The 17922-nt window shown below is 63.8% G+C and carries 19 protein-coding genes; 4 read left to right on the forward strand and 15 right to left on the reverse strand.

The features are described 5' to 3' along the window. Positions 1-93 precede the first annotated feature (93 nt). The gene (locus tag EO094_RS06835) at positions 94-873 is read left to right on the forward strand and encodes a dimethylarginine dimethylaminohydrolase family protein (protein WP_128291478.1); all 780 of its coding nucleotides are present in this window, start codon (positions 94-96) and stop codon (positions 871-873) included. 12 nt (positions 874-885) lie between these two features. Here EO094_RS06835 and speB read toward each other — a convergent pair whose 3' ends face one another. The 6 genes from speB to EO094_RS06860 all read right to left on the reverse strand — a co-directional run bounded on the left by speB (position 886) and on the right by EO094_RS06860 (position 3990). Further along, entirely contained in the window at positions 886-1839 is a 954-nt protein-coding gene (gene speB / locus EO094_RS06840; RefSeq protein WP_128291479.1) for an agmatinase, read from the reverse strand. A gap of 109 nt (positions 1840-1948) precedes the next feature. Continuing rightward, complete coding sequence (locus tag EO094_RS18400; protein ID WP_164879575.1) at positions 1949-2086, reverse strand: hypothetical protein; 138 nt, start codon at positions 2084-2086, stop codon at positions 1949-1951. Continuing rightward, the gene (locus tag EO094_RS06845; RefSeq protein WP_128291480.1) at positions 2079-2318 is read right to left on the reverse strand and encodes a hypothetical protein; all 240 of its coding nucleotides are present in this window, start codon (positions 2316-2318) and stop codon (positions 2079-2081) included. The genes EO094_RS18400 and EO094_RS06845 overlap by 8 nt, the downstream gene beginning before the upstream one ends. A 114-nt stretch (positions 2319-2432) precedes the next feature. After that, positions 2433-2912 carry a 30S ribosomal protein S9 gene (gene rpsI / locus EO094_RS06850; RefSeq protein ID WP_128291481.1) on the reverse strand — a complete coding sequence of 160 codons (480 nt, stop codon included), beginning with the start codon at positions 2910-2912 and terminating at the stop codon, positions 2433-2435. Then, complete coding sequence (gene rplM, locus EO094_RS06855; protein WP_128291482.1) at positions 2913-3377, reverse strand: 50S ribosomal protein L13; 465 nt, start codon at positions 3375-3377, stop codon at positions 2913-2915. 175 nt (positions 3378-3552) lie between these two features. Beyond that, positions 3553-3990 (reverse strand): PaaI family thioesterase, encoded by a 438-nt coding sequence (locus EO094_RS06860; protein ID WP_128291483.1) that lies wholly within the window; start codon positions 3988-3990, stop codon positions 3553-3555. 191 nt (positions 3991-4181) lie between these two features. On the opposite strand from EO094_RS06860, the gene EO094_RS06865 reads away from it, so the two are divergent. Continuing rightward, complete coding sequence (locus EO094_RS06865) at positions 4182-4610, forward strand: CoA-binding protein (protein WP_128291484.1); 429 nt, start codon at positions 4182-4184, stop codon at positions 4608-4610. Positions 4611-4648: 38 nt separating this feature from the next. Here the strand turns inward: EO094_RS06865 and EO094_RS06870 are convergent, their stop codons facing one another. After that, a complete protein-coding gene (locus EO094_RS06870) occupies positions 4649-5131 on the reverse strand; it encodes a GNAT family N-acetyltransferase (protein ID WP_164879576.1) in 483 nt (160 codons plus the stop codon). Between the two features lie 147 nt (positions 5132-5278). Here EO094_RS06870 and EO094_RS06875 point away from each other — a divergent pair, with 147 nt between their 5' ends. After that, entirely contained in the window at positions 5279-6559 is a 1281-nt protein-coding gene (locus EO094_RS06875; RefSeq protein ID WP_128291486.1) for an O-acetylhomoserine aminocarboxypropyltransferase, read from the forward strand. Between the two features lie 81 nt (positions 6560-6640). On the opposite strand, the gene ndk is transcribed toward EO094_RS06875, so the two are convergent. From ndk to EO094_RS06910, 7 genes are all read right to left on the reverse strand, one after another. Continuing rightward, positions 6641-7063, reverse strand: coding sequence for a nucleoside-diphosphate kinase (gene ndk / locus EO094_RS06880; RefSeq protein WP_128291487.1), 423 nt, complete (start codon positions 7061-7063; stop codon positions 6641-6643). Between the two features lie 69 nt (positions 7064-7132). Further along, complete coding sequence (locus EO094_RS06885) at positions 7133-8050, reverse strand: hydrogen peroxide-inducible genes activator (RefSeq protein WP_128291488.1); 918 nt, start codon at positions 8048-8050, stop codon at positions 7133-7135. Between the two features lie 226 nt (positions 8051-8276). Continuing rightward, positions 8277-9392: an AbrB family transcriptional regulator gene (locus EO094_RS06890; protein WP_128291489.1), complete on the reverse strand. Its 1116-nt coding sequence runs from the start codon at positions 9390-9392 to the stop codon at positions 8277-8279. A gap of 159 nt (positions 9393-9551) precedes the next feature. After that, positions 9552-10616, reverse strand: coding sequence for an NAD(P)H-dependent flavin oxidoreductase (locus EO094_RS06895; protein WP_128291490.1), 1065 nt, complete (start codon positions 10614-10616; stop codon positions 9552-9554). 39 nt (positions 10617-10655) lie between these two features. After that, positions 10656-11114 (reverse strand): BLUF domain-containing protein, encoded by a 459-nt coding sequence (locus tag EO094_RS06900; protein WP_128291491.1) that lies wholly within the window; start codon positions 11112-11114, stop codon positions 10656-10658. A 5-nt stretch (positions 11115-11119) separates the two neighbouring features. Then, on the reverse strand, positions 11120-12799 hold the full coding sequence (locus EO094_RS06905; protein ID WP_128291492.1) for a putative bifunctional diguanylate cyclase/phosphodiesterase: 1680 nt from the start codon (positions 12797-12799) through the stop codon (positions 11120-11122). A gap of 127 nt (positions 12800-12926) precedes the next feature. Next, positions 12927-14693, reverse strand: coding sequence for a SulP family inorganic anion transporter (locus EO094_RS06910; RefSeq protein WP_128291493.1), 1767 nt, complete (start codon positions 14691-14693; stop codon positions 12927-12929). A gap of 310 nt (positions 14694-15003) precedes the next feature. On the opposite strand from EO094_RS06910, the gene EO094_RS06915 reads away from it, so the two are divergent. Then, entirely contained in the window at positions 15004-15996 is a 993-nt protein-coding gene (locus EO094_RS06915) for a KpsF/GutQ family sugar-phosphate isomerase (protein WP_128291494.1), read from the forward strand. Positions 15997-16035: 39 nt separating this feature from the next. Here the strand turns inward: EO094_RS06915 and EO094_RS06920 are convergent, their stop codons facing one another. Further along, complete coding sequence (locus EO094_RS06920; RefSeq protein ID WP_128291495.1) at positions 16036-17826, reverse strand: SLC13 family permease; 1791 nt, start codon at positions 17824-17826, stop codon at positions 16036-16038. Positions 17827-17922 lie beyond the last annotated feature (96 nt).

The following is a 17922-nucleotide window of genomic DNA, read 5'->3' on the forward strand; positions in this document are numbered from 1 at the left end:
GCATAGAGGCTCCGCCGGGCGAAAGGCAAGCGGTTCGCGTCACGCGCGCTCTTGGCGCTTGCAATGCGCATGAGGCGCGGCTACCGCCGTTGCATGTCACACGATCCTTTCCCTGCTTACCGTTTCTCTCGCGCGCTTCTGCGCGAGCCGGCGGCAAGCGTCGTTTGCGGTCTGCGTGCGGTCGACCGCGGCGATCCGAGCCTTGAACTTTTCCATCTCGAGCATGCCGCCTATCGGGCCATCCTCGAGAATGCGGGACTTGAGACGCATCTCCTGCCGGCGCTTTCCGACTGGCCGGATTCCGTCTTCGTCGAGGATCCCGCGATGGTGCTGCCGGAAGGCGCCATTCTCTTCCGGATGGCGGCGCCGAGCCGTGCCGGCGAGCCGGACACGGTGCGCGAGGCGCTTCAGAAGTTCGTGCCGGTGACGCTGCTTGAAAACGGGCATGTGGACGGCGGCGACATCCTCGTCACGGGCCCCAAGATTTTTGCGGGCCTGTCCAAGCGCACGGACAAGGACGGGCTCGATGCGATGGGGGCGATTGTGGCCGGCTGGGGCTATGAGCTCGTCGGCGTCGACATGCCGGAGGGGCTCTTGCACCTGAAGACCGGTTGCGCGCTTCTCGACGAAGAGACAATCCTGGCGGTCGAGCCGCTCAAGGAGACGTTTTCAGATTTTCGTGTTCTGACGCTTCCGGAAGGCGAGGAGGCGGCGGCCAACGCCGTCCGCGTCAACGACATCGTGCTTCTCGCTGCCGGTTATCCGCGTACCGAGGAGCTGCTCGACCGCGGGGGCTACAATGTGCGCACCACGAAGGTGAGCCAGGCGCAGCTTCTCGATGGCGGGCTGTCCTGTCTGTCGATCAGGTTCTGAGGTTCCGGGCGCTCAGCGCCCGGCACGCTTCAATGCCAGCAAGCCGAGATAATGCTGGGCCACCGTGGAGGCGGCGATCGCCGTGATGTCGGCGTGGTCGTAGGGGGGGGAGACCTCTACGACGTCGCCACCGACGAAATTCACGGTTTTGAGGCCGGCAAGCGTCATCAGGGCCTGGGCGGAGCTCGGTCCGCCGGAGACCGGGGTGCCGGTGCCGGGCGCAAAGGCCGGGTCGAGGCAGTCGATGTCGAAGGTGAGATAGGCCGGCTGGTCGCCGACACGTTCGGCGATGCGATCCGCCGTCTCGTCGGCATGCATGCGCTGCCAGTCATAGGCGGAAATGATCTCGATGCCGCAGGTCTCCGGCGCGTGCGTGCGGATGCCGATCTGGATCGATCGTTCGGGGTCGATGATGCCTTCGCGCACGGCGCGCAGCACGAACGAGCCATGCGAGAGCTTCGAGCCGTCGTCGTCCCAGGTGTCCTGGTGGGCGTCGAACTGGATGAGGGCGAGCGGTCCGTGGCGTTTGGCATGCGCCTTCAGGAGCGGCCAGGTGGAATAATGGTCGCCGCCGAGGGTGAAGAGATGTGCGCCGGCGGAGAGAATCGTCTCGATCTCCGCTTCGATTGCGGCCGTCAGCTTCTCCGGATGATGCAGCGGCAGGTCGACATCGCCGTAATCGACGACGGCGAGATTTTCGAAAATATCGATGCCCCACGGATATTGCGGATCGCCATCGAAGATCGCCGAAGCGCGGCGGATCGCCTGCGGGCCGAAACGGGCGCCCGGGCGGTTCGTCACCGTGATGTCGAGCGGAATGCCGAGGATGGCGACATCGACGTTGGTGAGGTCGCGCGAATACTTCCGTCGCATGAAGGAGAGCGCGCCGGCATAGGTCGGATCGGCAGCGCCGCCTTTGAGCTCTTTGGCGCGGAAGGCGTGGTCGATTGCAGGCTTTTCAGACATGGCTCGCCTCTAGCAGGTGTGGGCGCCGGAAACCAGCGGCGGCGCCGCCAAGAGAGAGGAAACCGGAAACGGAAGCTTTGTTTCGGTCCAACGCGGGATGTCCGTCCGACTATTCGGCGGGACCGTGGCGATGGCGCAGCTCTGCCTCGCGCCGGTCGAGCCGGCGGCCCCAGACCCAGAAAACGAACAGGCCAACAAACCCAAAAACGACGGCCGCAATCGGCGGCCAGAGCGGGAGATCAGACACTTCCTTCCTCCGCACGCATCAGCCGGATCACGCTCTGCGCGACCATGTGTAATGTAATGCTTAGGGCGATCCAGGACCAGCGAATGGTAGGACTTGGGTCGTGCGCTATTAAAGGCTGGATCAGCCCGCCGCCGAAGATGACGAGACCGATTGCGTTCACCGTCGACGAGAACAGTTTTACATGTTCGTTGAAGCGCTTCGCCTGAAGCTTCATCTGGGTTTCTGCGCTCACCGGTTCGCCCCCTGAACCTGCTCCATCGGTGAATAACAGGCAAGGGGAAGTCTTCACAACAAAAAGGGCGGGTCCGAAGACCCGCCCTTTGAGAACCCAAAAGAGAAACGCCGATTAGCGCTTGGAGAACTGGAACGAACGACGCGCCTTGGCGCGGCCGTACTTCTTGCGCTCGACCACGCGGGAATCGCGGGTGAGGAAGCCGACCTTCTTCAGGATGGCGCGCAGCTCCGGCTCATAATGCGTGAGCGCCTTGGAGATGCCGTGACGCAGCGCGCCCGCCTGGCCCGACAGGCCGCCGCCGGAGACGGTCGCCATGATGTCGTACTGGCCGTTGCGGTCGGCGACGAGGATCGGCTGCTCGATGATCATCTGCAGCACCGGACGACCGAAGTAATCCGTGTAGTCCTTGTCGTTGACGGTGATGCGGCCGGAACCCGGCTTCACCCAGACGCGAGCGACTGCGTCCTTGCGCTTGCCCGTGGCATAGGCGCGACCGTACTCGTCCAGCTTCTGGACATGGACGGGAGCCTCCGGCTGGGCCGCAGCCTCGGTGCCGCTGAGCTCCGAGAGGTCTTGAAGCGTTTCAGCCATTTAGAAAACCCTCACATTCTTCTTGGAGAGGGCGGCGACGTCGAGCGTCTCCGGCTGCTGGGCGGCATGGGGATGCTCCGACCCTGCATAGACCCTCAGATTCTTCAGCTGCTGGCGCCCGAGCGGGCCGCTCGGAAGCATGCGCTCCACGGCCTTCTCCACGACGCGCTCCGGGAAACGGCCTTCGATCAGCTTGCGCGCGGTGCGCTCCTTGATGCCGCCCGGATAACCCGTGTGCCAATAATACTTCTTCTGGTCGAGCTTCTTGCCGGTGAAGACGACCTTGTCGGCGTTGATCACCACGACATTGTCGCCGTCGTCCATATGCGGCGTGTAGCTCGGCTTGTGCTTGCCGCGGAGATGCATCGCGACGATGGTCGCCAGACGACCGACGACCAGGCCGTCGCCGTCAATGACGATCCACTTCTTCTCGATGTCCGCCGCTTTTGCGGAATAGGTTTTCATCTTCGTCCTCTTTCGGGGAACCTCAGCAATGAGGTAAGGGCGACCTCAGCCGGCCGATGAGCCGATGGCTGGCGCCCGATCGCGCGGCAGATAGGCGGAGAGGCCTGTCATTGTCAAGCGCTGCTGGAGAAAAAGCCCAAAAATCAGAAGCTTGCGGAGGTGGTATTATTATACCTCAAGCGCGGTCGGGAGGAATCGAATAGGTGGCGGTGGCGTGTGCGACAAGAGCCTCGTCATCGGGTGGGGCGATGGCGATCTCGGTCACGGCAAGTCGTTTGCCGAGCTTCAGAATCCGGCAAGTGCCAAGGAGCGCGCCGGGCGTTGGCATGCGCAGGAAATTGATCGAGAGGTTGGTGGTGACGGCAAGCGCGACCGGGCCGATATGGGCGAGAATTGCGGCATAGGCGGCGAGATCTGCGAGCGAAAAAAGTGTCGGACCGGACACTGTGCCGCCCGGTCGGAGGTGAGCTTCGGATGCATCGAGGCGCATCACCGCTTCGCCCGGCGCGACTTTGACCACCGTGAAGGCGCGCCCATGCAGGTGGATCTGCGGGAATTCCTTTTCCAGGAAGGCTTCCACCTCCGCTTCATTCATCACCGGCGCAAAATTCATTCTTCCTCCCCTTCGGCTTTTTCTATGCGGACACAGAGTAGGTCAGGACAGCGGGGAGGCGCCAGCGTGTCGGCGATCCTGGCGGAAGGCGCGATCGAATCGCGACACGGCACGCCATATCCCACAGGCAAAGTCACATTGGGGGCGAGGTCGGGCTTGCCGTGGCGTCCGGACGGAACAGATGAAGGCGCATGAGCCAGCTTTCCTATTCCGACGATTTCATCCGCTCCATCCTCACGGACACGAAGACGATCGCCGTCGTCGGCGCTTCGCCGAAGGCGGTGCGGCCGAGTTACGGCGTCAGTCAATTCCTGATCCGTCAGGGCTATGAGGTCTATCCGATCAATCCCGGCGAGCCGGACGAGACGATCGAAGGGCGGGCGTTTCTGCCCTCGCTCGCCGATGTGCCGGTCGCGATCGACATGGTCGATGTCTTCCGCCGCTCGGAGGCCGTTGGTGGTGTCGTCGACGAGATCCTGAAACTCCAGCCGCTACCGAAGGTGATCTGGATGCAGCTCGGGGTGCGCGACGACGAGGCGGCCGCGCGCGCGGAGGCTGCCGGCATCAAGGTCGTGATGGATCGGTGCCCGAAGATCGAATGGCCGCGCCTTCTCGGCTGAGCGCCTCCTCGGCTGAGCACCATCTCTATGAAGCGTGATCAGCCGCGGTCTTCGGCAAGGTCGAGAAGGGCTGCACCTTCCGAGCGATAATAGACCTTCGCGATCGGCGTCAGGCCGACGCGTGCATAGAAGCGTTGTGCCGCCTCGTTCTCACCCGCTGTCGTGAGGTCGAGTCGGGCCCCGCCTTCCGCCAGAGCGACGCGGGCGGCTTCTCGCAGCAAAGCCTCGCCGATGCGCCGTCCGCGCGCTGACGCCGCGACGTAGAGTTCCTTCAACAGCCAGGCCGGGTGCATGTCCGGGCCGGGAAAGAGCTCGTAGAGGCAGGCAAGGCCGAGCGCCTCGTCTTCGAAGGCGCCGAGAATGGCACGGCCGGGCAGGGGCTTCAGCGCGGCACGAAGGCGTGGCCGTGCCGTTTCGGCGTCGATGGCGGCTGCCCCTTCGTAATGGTGCTGCATTTCGATGAAGAGCGGGAGAAGCGTCTCGGTGTCGGTTTCCTCGGCACGGCGGATCGTGACGGTCATCTTTTGCTCCCAAGCCCCCAATTTCGGCAGACTTAGCAACATTTCCTCTTCGCGGCAGCCTCTCACAGAAAATCCGTCCTTTGCTCCGCGCCGCGCTTGCCGCTAAATCGGCCGACCGCAATCAACGAGAACGAAACGGGGAAGATCATGTCCGAAGACCGCACGCCCGGCTTTCACACACTCTCCATTCACGCCGGAGCGCAGCCGGATCCCACCACGCATGCGCGTACGACGCCGATCTACCAGACGACCTCCTATGTCTTCGATGACGCCGAGGAGGCCGCCAACCTCTTCGGGTTGAAGGCTTTCGGTAACATCTACACCCGCATCACGAATCCGACGACGGCGGTGCTGGAGGAGCGCGTCGCCGCGCTCGAGGGCGGCACGGCCGCGCTTGCCGTCGCCTCCGGCCATGCCGCGCAGATGCTCGTCATGCACACGCTGATGCAGCCGGGCGACGAGATCGTCGCGGCCAAGAAGCTCTATGGCGGCTCCATCAACCAGTTCGGATTCTCCTTCCAGAATTTCGGCTGGAAGGTGAAATGGGCCGACACCGACAATCTGCAGAGTTTTGAAGAGGCGATCACGCCGCGCACGAAGGCGATCTTTATCGAATCGATCGCCAATCCGGGCGGCGTCGTCACCGACATCGCGGCGATCTCGGCGATCGCCAAGCGGGCCGGCGTGCCGCTCGTCGTCGATAACACGCTGGCGAGCCCGTATCTCTGCCGGCCGATCGAGCATGGCGCCGACATCGTCGTGCATTCGCTGACGAAGTTCATGGGCGGCCACGGCAATTCCATGGGCGGCGTGATCGTCGATGCCGGCTCCTTCAACTGGTCGCGCGAAGGCCGCTATCCGATGCTGTCGGAACCGCGGCCGGAATATCATGGCCTCGTGCTGCACGAGACGTTCGGCAATTTCGCCTTCGCCATCGCCTGCCGCGTGCTCGGGCTTCGCGATCTCGGACCGGCGCTGTCGCCGTTCAACGCTTTCATGATTTTGACCGGCATCGAGACGCTGCCGCTCAGGATGCAGCGCCATTGCGACAACGCGCTCAAGGTGGCGGAATGGCTTTCGGGTCGGCCGGAGGTGTCCTGGGTCTCCTATGCCGGCCTGCCGGGCGACCGCTATCACAATCTGCAGAAGACATACGCGCCGAAAGGGGCGGGCGCCGTCCTCACCTTCGGGCTCGAAGGTGGCTACGATGCAGGCGTGAAGCTCGTCGAAAGCGTAAAGCTCTTCTCGCATCTCGCCAATATCGGCGATACGCGCTCGCTCATTATCCATCCGGCCTCGACCACGCACAGCCAGCTCACCGAAGAGCAGCTTCGCGCGGCGGGCGCCGGCTCCGATACGGTGCGCCTGTCGATCGGGCTCGAGGATGTCGAAGACATCATCGCCGACCTCGAGCAGGGGTTGAAGTAGAGCCTCCAAGCTCTTCTTACTGGAATCAAAAAGGGCGAGGCCGCGGCCTCGCCCTTTGCATTTATTGAGAGGCGTGCGGCGTTAGCCGACGATCTCGTTGCCGGCGAAGAACTGGGCGATCTCGACGGCGGCCGTCTCCGGCGCGTCGGAGCCGTGCACCGAATTCTCACCGACGGATTTCGCATGCGCCTTGCGGATGGTGCCTTCGGCGGCGTTCTCCGGATTGGTGGCGCCCATGACTTCGCGATATTTGGCGATCGCGCCTTCGCCTTCCAGAACCTGGACGACGACCGGGCCGGAGATCATGAAGTCGACGAGCTCGCCGAAGAACGGGCGTTCCTTGTGCACGGCGTAGAAGGTCTCGGCCTGCTCGCGGGTCATCTTCACGCGCTTCTGCGCGACGATCCTGAGGCCGGCGGCCTCGATCATGGCGTTGATCGCGCCGGTCAGATTGCGGGCGGTGGCATCGGGTTTGATGATCGAAAAGGTGCGTTCTAGCGCCATCGGTGCATGTCCTTGCGGGTTCGAAAAAGGAGAAAGGAAGCGGCTCTATAGCCTTGCCGCGCGTTCCGCTCAACCGGTGGCCGAAACGAGGCTTTCACTCAAGCCGGCATGCCATCCGGCGATCTGTGCCGCAAGCTCGCGAAACTGTGCCGCGCCCGGATGGCTCGCCCGCCAAGCCAATCCGATCTGGCGCTTCGGTGCCGGCTCGGCGAAGGGAAGCAGGCGAACGCGGCGGCTTTCGAGCCCGTTCGACGAGGTGAAGAGGGCGGGCAACAGCGACACGCCGCCGCCCGTTTCGACGAGCTCGATGATGGTCGCGAGATTGGTGACGCTTAGCTGCTCCGTGTCCGGCGGAATGCGGCAGAAGGAGAGGATCTGATCGCGCAGACAATGCCCTTCCTCGAGCAGGATCATCTCTACATCTTCGAGCGCGGCCATATCGGCGGCCTGCTTTTTCCCGAGAGGGCTGTCGGCGGCGACGGCGAGATAGAAGGGATCGTCGAAGAGGGGCGCTGCTTCGAGCCGCGGCTCGCCGGTCGGAAGGCTGATGATGATGCAGTCGAGCCGGTCGTCGAGAAGCTCGCGCATCAAGGTTTCGGTGATCGTCTCGCGCAGGCGGAGTTTCAGCTCCGGCAGGTTCTTTTTCATGAAGGGGAGAAGGCGCGGCAGAAGATACGGACCGACCGAAGGGATAATGCCGAGGCGCATCTCGCCAGAGAGAGGACCGCGATAGCGCTCAGACAGGCTCTCGATGGCGCGCACCTCTGCGAGGACCGAAGCGGCACGTTCCACCACTTCCTTCCCAAAGCCCGTCAGACGCGCGCCGGAGGACAATCGTTCGACGAGGTCGAGGCCGAGCTGTTCTTCGAGCTCGCGGATCTGCGCCGACAGCGCGGGCTGCGTGACGCCGACGCGTCCGGCGGCCCGGCCGAAGTGCTCCGTCTCCGAAAGTGCTTGCAGATAGCGCAGTTGGCGAAGGGTGATCATCGATAGGGAAATCTAATCGGCGTTATTTGGATTAAGCATTGGACATTATGACGATCTTCGTTCATAAGAACAGTTAAAATCTGCAAGCTCCAGGAAGGCGAGCCAGGCTAAGACCCGAATGCCTGATCGATCGATGGAGCAGGCCTAAAATTTCAGCCCAATAAGGCTCTTCACGCCCCCCGAAGAGCCCTTGGCCGCGGAGAGCAATCTCCGCGGCCTTCCTTTTTTAGGCTGCCGGCGGTGCCGTCTTTCCCCTTTTGTCGATACGCTCGGCGATCAGCCGCGCCAGACTCGGACCGACCAGCAGAACGGCAATGAAGCGGGCGATCTGCATGGCCATGACGAAGGGCATGTCGACGTCGGTCGAGGCGGCGATGATGGCAACGGAATCGGCGCCCCCGGGGCTGGTGGCGAGATAGGCCGTCAGGGGATCGATGCCGGTTGCCAAGGACAGCACAAGAGCGAAGAGCCCGCACAGCGTGATGAGTGCCACGATGGCCGCGATCAGCCAGGGAAGGGCGCGCAGCGCATAGAGCAGGAGAGGCCGCGTAAAGCGCAGGCCGATCCCCCAGCCGACGAGAAAATAGCTGAGGGCAAGAAGCCAGGGCGGCAGCTCGATCCGGAGAAGGCCGAAATCCTGCAGGAGGACGCCGAAGAGCATCGACAGGATGAGGCCTCCCGCCGGAATGTTGAAGGCGAGCGCGAGGCCCGCGCTGACGACAGCCAGGGCGAGGGTTTCGCCAAAAGCCAGCCAGTGGATTGCCGGGAACCAGACTTTTCCCGCAAGCGCAGCTTCAGCCGCCTGCGGCACCCAAATTTCCGCCACCAGAGACGCCACGACCACGACGCAGACGACCCGCAGATATTGCATGAAGGCGACGAGGCGGGAATCGGCGCCATAGGCATCGGCCATCAGCACCATGGCCGTCGCGGCTCCTGGAAACGCGCCCCAGATCGCCGTGGTGCCGGGCAGGATCCTGAACCATGTCAGCGCCGCCCCGAGCGCGACGCTCGCACCAACGACCGCCATGAGCGTGAGGAGAAAGACCGGCCAGTTGTAGAGCATCTCGCGCAGAAGTGGGGGCGTGATGCTGGTGGCGATCAGGCATCCGATGGCGCCTTGCGCAAGGTAGAAGGCCGTGCGCGGCACGGCGAGATCGGCCCCGGCGGCGGCGAGGAGAATGGCGCCGGCCATCGCCCCCATCAAAACGCCGGCGGCAAGATCAAGGCTCTCCAGGCCGGCCGCAAGGAGAAGAGAGATGGCGAGGAGCGTCAGCCATTGCGCCGAGGGCGGCCACCCCGCCAGGCGGGGAAATCGGAACGGGCGGGGGCGCTGCGGCATGACGGGTCCGGCCTTGGCCGCGCCTTGAAGAGAGGGCGCGAAAGGGAATCGGCGGGGCGATAAGTCTTCGAGTAGAGTGGGGCATTGCGGGCTATTTCAAGACCCGCGGGTATCCGTGAGGCGGATCACGTCCGCGAGGACCCTTGCTGGCTCAGGCGCTCAGTCGTTCAGGCCGCGGATGAGGTCGGCCATCAAGTCGGAGACCGGGAGCGCCCGGGCAAGCGGTGCGCCCTGGCCGGCCCAATGTGCGCCGAAGCCCGTCTCTCCGGCTTTCTTGGCGGCGGCATTGAGCGCCTTTCCGGCGTCGTAGGCGATCGGATAATCGGGGATCTCGCCGGGCGCGACGCTCTCGGCAAGCGTCGTGAAGCCGTTCGCCATGGAGCGCGCGGGGCGGCCCGAAATGGCGCGTGTCATGACAGTGCGATGGGCCTTTTCGCTCAGAAGCGTCGCCCGATAGGCGGCGTCGGCGGATGATTCCGGGCAGGCAATGAAGGCGGTGCCGAGCTGAGCCGCCGCGGCGCCCAGCTCCAGGACCGCGCGGATGCCCGCCCCGTCCATGATGCCGCCCGCCGCCACGATGGGCACATCGAGCGTGTCGGCAAGGAGGCGGGTGAGGACGGAGGTTGGCAGGCATTCGTCTGCGCCGTCCGCATCGAAGATGCCGCGATGGCCGCCCGCTTCGTAGCCCTGGGCGACGATCACGTCGATACCGGCCGCTACCGCGGATTGCGCCTCCGACAGAGAGGTGGCGGAGGCAAAGAGCACGATGCCGGCGTCTTTCAACGCGGCGATAAATTCCGCCGGGGGCAGGCCGAAATGAAAACTGACGACCGCGGGGCGCTCCTCCACAAGCATGGCGAGAAGGTCGGGATTTGCGGCAAAGCTCCGATAGACTTCGCGCAGCGCCTGCGGCGGTTCGGCGCCGAAGCGGCTGAATTCCGGTCTCAGACGGTCGAGCCAGGCGCTTTCGCGCACCGGATCGGCTCGTGCAGGCCGGTGGCAGAAGACATTGACGTTGAAGGGCGCGCGGGTGGCGGAGCGGGTTTCGGCGATCATCTTCCGTGCCGTATCCGTATCGGTCGCGCCGATGCCGAGCGAGCCGAGGCCTCCAGCATTCGAGACGGCGGCTGCCATCGCGGGCGTGGAGACGCCGGCCATCGGTGCCTGAATGATCGGCCATTTGAGACCGAGGCGATCTCTCAGGCGATGGTCGGTGACATGCATGGAGGCGGGTTCGCTTATCTTTTCGAGGCGCCTGGGGGCTCAGGCCTCGATCAGTTCCTCGTCGATCGCGATCTCGCGCATGATGGAAAAGAGTCGCTCGCCCTGCATACGCGCTTCCTCAAACCCGGTCTTGTCCCCGAGATGTGCAAAGAGGTTCTGACCTCTGCGAGACCGGCCGATAAAAGCCATCGACCAGTTCGGAAAAGCGCGTTCCGGCACGGGAAAGAAGAAGAGCACGTGCACGTCGCTGTGGCGAGGATCGCGCTGGATGCGTTCGAACCCCTGTTCGAGCACATCTCTTCGTCCTTCCAACACCTGCGCAAAGATTCCTGAGTTGAAGATCAGGGCTCCAGTGATCTCGGCGGCGGCGTTGTTGAGTTGCGAGATTTCCAGAATCGCCGCGATTTCTCGGCTGACGACAGCGTCGGAGCCTTCAATGCGATTGCGGCTGTAATAGACGAGACGATAAAGGTCTCGATTGTCTGGGAATATTCGCATTCAGCTCAACCGGCGTTTCCTTCAGGTCGATCGGCCTGCATGTTGAAGTTTCGCTTGGCTTCCTCCGCCAGGAAATCTCCGATGCTCTCGGGAGGCAGCGGATAGCTGACGAGAAAACCCTGCGCCGCCGTGCAACCGGAGGCCATGATCCGCCGCCATTGTTCCTGCGATTCCACACCTTCTGCAAGAGTCATCATGCCGAGGCTTCGCCCGAGCGCTGCAATTGCGCTGACGATTGCGGTGCAGTTCGAGTCCTGCGGGTCGGCGCGGACGAAAGACTGGTCGATCTTGATCTTGTCGAAGGGAAAACTGCGCAGATAGGACAGTGACGAATAACCCGTGCCGAAATCATCCATGGAAACGCGCACGCCCATCTCGCGGGCGAGATGCAGCGTTTCCAGAGCCGCCGGATGGTCGGCGATGAGGGCGCTTTCGGTGATTTCCAGCTCCAGTCGGTTGGCGGGAAGCCCTGAGGAATGAATGGCTTGTTTGAGGGTCTCGGCAAAATTGGGCATGCCGATCTGGATCGCTGAGACATTGACGGCGACGATGAGCGGCTCCTGCCAGCGGGCGGCCTCGTTGCAGGCCGTGCGCAGAACCCATTCCCCGATCGGGACGATCAGCCGCAATTCTTCGGCAATCGGGATGAACTCCGCCGGTGAGACCGAGCCACGCGTCGGGTGGTTCCAGCGCAGGAGAGCTTCGAAACCGCTGGTGCGGCCTGAGGCGAGATCGCGCTGCGGCTGATAGACCAGCGAGAACTGGCGCAGGCCGAGTGCCCGGCGCAGATCGGTCTCCAGCTCGCGGCGGGCCTGCATCTGCCGATCCATCTCCGGTTCGAAGAAGCAATAGCTCCGGCTTCCCATGCTGCGGCTGCGGCGCAGGGCAAGGTGTGCGTTCTTCAGAACGTCGTTGGCGGAGCTTCCGTCGGTCGGCAGAAGCGCGATGCCGATGCTGACGTCGATGTCGATCAGATGTCCGTTGATGAGATAGGAGCGGCCGAGGAGATCGACGAGACGCTTGGCCAGTCGGTGGGCCGACGCCGGTTGCGCCACCTTTCGCTGCAGCACCACGAACTCGTCGCCTCCGAGACGGGTGGCAAGGTCATCCTCGCCGAGGGCCGAGCGAAGGCGCTCCGCCAGCAGGCTGAGAAGTGCATCACCGAATGAATGGCCCAGGGATTCGTTGACCGCCTTGAAGCGCTCCAGGTCGATGGCGATGACGGCTGCCGTATCCGAAGCCTGCTCGCCCGAGGCAGGCGTGCTCGATGAAAGTTCGGCTGTCAGAGCCTCGCGCATGGCGAGGCGGTTTCCGAGGCCTGTGATCGGGTCGGTCCGCGCGACTTTGGCCGCCCTGGCGATCTCCGCCATGCGCTCCGACGTGTCCTGGGCGACGACGAGCCAGCCATCGGGGAGCGGCTTACGTTCCAAGACGTAGGTGCGGCCATCCTCGGCTTCGAATGAGCGGCTTTCGCCCGAGGCCAGGAGTGCAGCGGCTTCGAGGCGGATCCTTTCACAATTGTGCGGAAAGCTTCTGTCGAAGGCGTGGTTGGTCATCATCAGTCGGCTGCCACGGTCGAAGACCGCGAGCGCGCAGGGAATGTTGTCGAGGACGCTCATAGCCAGTTCGGCGTCGTCGCGGTCGCTGCGCTCGGCATAATCGTCTGATCGTGAAAGGGCGGGCATGAAGGGCACGATCCGGAAGGATGGAGTTTTGCAGGCAACGTGTTCTTGCGGGAACGTTGCCTGAAGCTGGAGTGATCAAAACTCGTGCGCTTCACGGTAAACGAAGTCTGAAGACCCGCCCGCCGCTCTATGACCGGAGATCGCTCTCCCTCGTCTCGCCGGCATCTTTGGTGCTGTCGGCGCTTCGTGCTTGCAGGTGGCGAACGGCGCTTTCCGGTGTGCGACCGAAGCGTGTCTGCGGCGGTCGAACGCCGTGGGTGAAAAGTGTGCGCCGGATTGCCGGGGAGGTGCCCGTGATGAAGAGTTCGACGCCTGCCTGGTGAGCCTTGCGCGCTGCGCCGGCAATGGTGTTGGCGGCCGTCGAATCGAGAACCGGCACGGCCGAAAAATCGAGGATGAGCGCTTTTCGCTGATCGGCGATGCGGTCGAGGACGGCGCCGACGGTCGATGCCGCGCCGAAGAAGAAGGCGCCCGAGATACGGTAGACGACGATGTCGGGATCGGTGACGAGGCTCGGATCGTAGGGAACGCGTTCGCGAGAGCTGTCTGCCACATCCGGATCGATAAGCGGCGTCTGGTATTCCACCGTGATCGTCTTGGCCATGCGGTTGATGAACAGCATGGCGCCGAGTGCGAAGCCGACCACGATGCCTTCGGTGAGATCGCGGAAGACGGTGAGAAGAAACGTCGCCAGGAGAACAAGGGCGTCGCCGCGGGAGGATCTGATCAAGGCCGCGAAAGCGTGCTTCTCGATCATGTTCCAAGCGACGACGACGAGCACACCGGCAAGGGCCGGCAGCGGAATATAGGCCGCAAGCGGGGCGGCCAGCAGCATGAAGAGAAGCAAAAAGACCGAATGCGCCATGCCGGCGATCGGACCGCGCGCGCCGGCGCGGACATTGGTGGCCGTGCGGGCGATTGTGCCGGTTGCCGGCACGCCGCCGAAAAGGGAAGCGAAGATATTGGCCGTGCCCTGGGCGGCCAGTTCGCAATTGGAGCGGTGGCGGCGCCCGGTCATGCCGTCGGCGACGACCGCAGAAAGAAGGGATTCGATCGCTCCGAGAAGCGCGAAGGCAAGCGCACTCGGCAGCACGTCCTGGATTTTCTCAAGCGACAGAGACGGCAGGGACGGCATCGGAAGCGTGCGCGGAATGCCGCCGAAGCGGCTGCCGATCGTCTCGACGGGAAGGCCGATGGCGAGCGCCAGAAGCGATGCGATGACCACCGCCATGAGCATTCCGGGCCAGCCGGGCCGCCAGCGCTTCGCCAGAACGATGATGGCCACCGTTACAACCGCGAGAAGGAGGGCTGCGGGGCTTGCCGTCGGCACCGCGGCGGCGAGCACTTCGAGCTTGTCGAGGATCGGCCCGGGCTCCGGACCGGAGAGGGTGAGGCCGAGAAAATCCTTCAGCTGGCTCGTGAAGATGATGATGCCGATGCCGGCCGTGAACCCGACCGTGACCGGGTAGGGAATGAATTTGATGTAGGTGCCAAGGCGCAGAAAACCGGCGATGACGAGAAAGATGCCGGAAATGAGCGTGGCGAGGAGGAGCCCGTCGATGCCGTGCTGCTGCACGGTCGTCGCGACGAGAACGATGAAGGCTCCGGCCGGGCCGCCGATCTGAAAGCGGCTGCCGCCGAGCATCGAAATGAGGAAGCCGCCGACGATCGCCGTATAGAGCCCGCGGTCGGGGGTGACGCCGCAGGCGATCGCAATCGCCATCGAGAGCGGCAGGGCGACGATCGCAACCGTGAGGCCGGCGACGAGGTCGCTCTTCAATGCCGTCAGCCCGTAACCTTCACGCAGAACGGTGATGAGCTTCGGCGTGAACAATTCGGCGAAACTCGGCTCGGCGAAATCGACGGGAATGCGCTTGTCGGCGGGAGTGGTCATGGAACGCGGCTGGTGAAAGGGACCTGCATACGCCCTTGGGCGGCCTCCGCAATCCAATTTTCGTCGGAGGCGGGTCTTCGTACTGGCTGATGTCGCAAGCGGTGTGGGACGTTGCGGCGGGAACGAAAGGGATGACCCGCAACAGGGTGGATCACGCGAAACCTCTCAATCGGGATGCTTATCCCACGGCAGTTGAGGTAGCCTCGATGTGCGGCGGTTGCCGCGGTCTGCAGGGCCGCTCTGCACACCCTTGCCATTGACCCGCTCAATGCCGCGCAATAGAGCGACGAAAAGGATCGGCGGAGTACCTATGTTGAAGCTCGCAGCCACCTCCCACGACGCGCTCGATGCCTCGATCAAGAAGACGATCGAGATCGCTGCCGCAGGTCTTGGCGAGGTGCAGAACCAGATTTCCGAGGGGCCGCTCGGCGACCAGATCGAAAGCGCCGTGCGTTTGATCTTGTCTCTCAAAGGCCGTGTCATGGTAGCCGGCATCGGCAAGAGCGGCCATATCGGTCGCAAGATCGCGGCGACGCTCGCCTCGACCGGAACGCCGGCCTATTTCGTGCATCCGACCGAAGCAAGCCACGGCGATCTCGGCATGATCACGCGCGAAGACGCGATCCTGGGCCTCTCCTGGTCGGGAGAGACCACGGAATTCGCAAGCCTTCTCGCCTATTCCGAACGCTTCTCCGTTCCTTTGATCGCGCTCACCTCGGGCGGACATTCGACGCTTGCGAAGGCGGCCTCGATCCCGATCATCCTGCCGAAGGTGACGGAGGCTTGTCCGCATGGGCTCGCGCCGACGACGTCGACGCTCATTCAGCTTGCCGTGGGCGATGCGATCGCCATGGCGCTCCTGGAGGCGCGCTCTTTCGGAGCGCAGGACTTCAAGGTCTTTCATCCGGGCGGGCAGATCGGGGCGCAATTGCGCCAGGTGGCCGAGATCATGCACGGCGAGGCGAGCCTGCCCTTGTGCCGCCTCGGCTCCGGCATGGGCGATGCGATCCTGACCATCACCGAAAAGGGGTTCGGCACGGTCGGTGTCGTCGATGAGGCAGGCAAGCTCGTCGGTATCATCACCGACGGTGATATCCGCCGCCACATGGCCGACCGTCTCATAGACAAGAAGGTCGAGGACGTGATGACGCGCACGCCGAAGACGGTTGCGGCGGGTGCGCTTCTCGCCGCCGCCATGCGCGAGATGGAAGGCAAGAAGATCAACGTGCTCTTCGTCGTCGAGGAGGGTCGCCCGATCGGCATCGTGCATTTGCTCGATCTTCTAAGGGCGGGGGTCGCCTGAGGCCCCTCCCGAGCTGTCACGTGCTTTCAGGCCCGCTGGTCAGCCTTGGAGAGGCCAGATCAGCGGAATGGTGAAGATGCTCGCCAAGCCGACGATGATGTTCATCGGCAGGCCGATCTTGACGAAATCCGTGAAGCGATAGCCGCCGGCGACATAGACGAGCGTGTTGGTCTGGTAGCCGATCGGCGTGGCGAAACTCGCGCTCGCGCCGAACATGACGGCCACTGCGAACGGGCGAGGATCGAGCCCGAGCTGCGCCGCGAGCCCGATGGCAATGGGCGTGATGACAACCGCCACGGCGTTGTTCGTCACCATTTCGGTCAGGACCGAGGTCAGCGCATAGACCGCAGCCAGCAGGACGATCGGCGGCAGCACCTGAAGATAGGGCAGGGCTGTGTCGATGATCAGTTTGATGGCGCCCGATCTGTCGATGCCTTCGCCGACCGCGAGCATGCCGAAGATGAGGATGAGGATGCGCCCGTCGATGGCGCCGAACGCCTCGTCGGGATCGATGCAGCGGCTGAGGAGGACTGCCGCGACGCCGAGGATGGCGAGGCCGGCGATCGGCATCAGATTGAAGGCTGCAGCCGCGACCACGGCGGCAAGGACGAGCCCGGCCACCGGCGCCTTGGTGCGCCGATAGGGACGAGCCTCCGGCTGATCGATATTGAAGATCCCACCCTCTCTGACGAGTTCCGCAAGACCCTTCGTATTGCCTTCAAGAAGCAGCGCATCGCCCGGCTGGAGTGCGACCGCATTGAGGTTGTGGCCGAGCCAGCGGCGGTGTCGACTGACGGCGAGAGCCGACACACCATAGCGGCTGCGCAAGGCGAGATCGGGAATACGCAGGCCGGCATATTGGGAATCCGGCGAAATCAGCGCTTCGACGAGTTCCGGCGGCTTGCCTTCTTCGTCCGGCTTGGGCGGTTCGCTCGTTCCCATGCGAATGCCTGAGGTCTGGCGAATGCCGAGGAGTTCGCTGAGAGAGGCGCTGACAGCGACGCGGTCTCCCTCCTGCAGCGGCTCTTTCTGCAGATTGCGACGAAGGACCCGGCCGCCGCGCCGGATCGCGAGGAGCGATACGCCGGGCTCGTTGAGGCTCGTGATTTCTCCGAGCGTCCGACCGATCAGGGGCGAGCCTTCCGGAACGCGGAAGTCGCTGATGAAGGCGGCACCCTCCTGCGCGCCCATCACGTCGCCGAAGGTCGGACGTTCCGGCAGAAACCGTTGCGTTACGAAGAGATAGAAGCTGCCGACGGCGGCGACGACGAGCCCGACCGGAGCAAGCGAAAAGATGGTGAAGGGTTCAAGCCCCAGATCGCGCGCGACACCGTCGACCAGAATGTTGGTGGAGGTGCCGATGAGCGTGCAGGTGCCGCCGAGAATGGCGGCATAGGAGAGGGGGATGAGAAGCTTGGAGGGAACCGAACCGACCGAGCGGGCGAGCCCCATCACGACCGGGATGAGCACCATCACCACCGGCGTGTTGTTCAAAAACGCGGAGGCGGCGACCGTCGCGCCCAGAACGCCGACGATCGCGTAAACGGGTCGCCGCGTCGCCCGGCTCAGAATGAAGCGGGACATGGCGTCGAGCGCGCCGGTGCGAACGAGCGCACCGGACAGGACGAACATCGCGCCGATGGTGATCGGAGCCGGATTGGCGAAAACGCTCAACACCGTGTTCGTGTCGAGGATGCCGAGCGCGAGAAACGCAGCGGCACCGAGCGTGGCGACGACTTCCGGCGAGAAACGCTCCCACATGAAGAAGACGAACATCAGCGCCAGGATCGCCAGAGCGACGACGGCCTGATTGGCGTGCACAAACTCCATCACGATCGCGCGTGTGATCTGCAATCGCGGAGATCGGCAGGGCCGGTGTGGCCCGGCACGGAAGGCGCCTTCATGGCATAGTCCGGTATGAGGATG

Source organism: Afifella aestuarii (assembly GCF_004023665.1).
In the GTDB taxonomy this organism is placed as follows: Bacteria; Pseudomonadota; Alphaproteobacteria; order Rhizobiales; family Afifellaceae; genus Afifella; species Afifella aestuarii.